This is a genomic window from Xenorhabdus sp. IM139775 (assembly GCF_028598745.1).
GTDB lineage: Bacteria > Pseudomonadota > Gammaproteobacteria > Enterobacterales > Enterobacteriaceae > Xenorhabdus.
In genome coordinates, this window is record NZ_JAQRFK010000173.1 from 1 (window position 1) to 1,667 (window position 1,667).

The 1,667-nt window shown below is 35.0% G+C and carries 1 protein-coding gene; it reads left to right on the plus strand.

What is annotated here, in order from left to right; translation table 11 throughout:
- Window positions 1–553: 553 nt before the first annotated feature.
- Window positions 554–1,369 (plus strand): aldo/keto reductase family protein, encoded by an 816-nt coding sequence (locus tag PSI17_RS16700; protein ID WP_273553032.1) that lies wholly within the window; start codon window positions 554–556, stop codon window positions 1,367–1,369.
- The last annotated feature ends 298 nt before the right edge of the window (window positions 1,370–1,667 follow it).

The following is a 1,667-nucleotide window of genomic DNA, read 5'->3' on the forward strand; positions in this document are numbered from 1 at the left end:
AGGTCAGTCTGTCATTTTATGACGAGGCCAGGCCATCGCTGAGTTTTCAACTTTAGTCAAAGCTGGTGTGGTGTGACGGGGCCATGCCATAGACTGGCTGTTTACTGACTGGAATGCTGGTGTTACAGTTACATGACGAGGCCATGCCATTGAGTCATTGCCTACCCTATTAAACTGTGGATTAAGATTATTTTTCATTGAAAACCTCCAACTTAAACTTATCATTGTTTGAATAATCTTCTCAAAAAATTAAACAGAAAATAAACACTATAAATCAGATTCCATATAAATAATTAACTTATATCCCCTGTTAAATAAAGTGATTTATTATATTTTTTGGCTATAAAAAACAATTAATACAAGAAAAACAGAATATTTTTGAAAAACAGAATATTTTTTAATTTCTATTAACTCAACAGCCTTATATTTTTATTAATATCTTCATAGAAGGCCAATAAAAATAGATGGTTATTCAATTATAAGTTGCGGCCGAATTTTATAAATTTATCGTTTGTTTTTAAAGAAATAATTCAACTGAATCGGAGTATACTTTATGAAATTCATCACTTTTAATGATGGAAACAAAATGCCTATCCTTGGGCTGGGAACCTACCAGATAGATGAATATCGTATTCATGATATTTTACATTCTGCATCAGAAGCAGGATACCGCTTGATAGATACTGCATCACTATATGGTAATCAAAGTCATATTGGGCACTTTTTGCGAAGTACGCCGATACCCCGAAAAGAGTTTTTCATTACAGGAAAACTCTGGAATGACAGCCATTATAATGTCATCCATTCGTTATCGAAAACCCTGGATGAACTGGGATTGGATTATGTTGATTTATATCTGATTCACTGGCCTGTAACTCAGTCAGGAGATTATATTAAGGCCTGGACAGACATGATTACCCTGAAAGAAGCTGGACTCATAACAAGTATCGGTGTAAGTAACTTTAGTATTGAGCAAATTAATACTATTGTCGACGCCACATCGTACTTACCCGTCATTAATCAGATAGAAATACATATCCGCCATCAGCAAATAAGTACAGTGACTCAACTATCTGAAATAGGAGTCGTTGTCCAGTCTTGGAGTCCATTATGGGCTAATGATCTTTCTAAATGGGAACAGCTGAAACTTAACTTAATTGCAGGCAATTATAACAAATCACTCATTCAGATTATCCTTCGGTGGCATATACAACGCGGACTCAGTGTCATACCTAAAACATCTGTGGCAGACAGGCTGAGAGAAAACATAGATATTTTCGATTTCACTCTCTCAGAAAGAGACATGATTTTTCTAACATCACTTAACCGAAACAAGAAAATCATGGAATACCCGGAAGAGTATATCTGATCACAATTCAATCCCCCATATCCATTATTGCCATAGGGTTAACGATGCAGAACCCAAGGGTTGAAGATGATGATTAACCCTATAAACCCGACTATGAATTAAGATTGAGGAATTAATAATATTTAATTTAATATCAGCTAGTTAACCAGGGCGGGAGAATGAACGTTTTTTAAGCTTGAATTGTATGTAATGCAATCATACATAGAGTGAAAATCACTCAATTTAGTCTTGTTAAAGCATTGCTTAGCGTTTTATTTGCTCGATTTGATTAAAAATAAGTCCTTCATGCTCTCGCCCT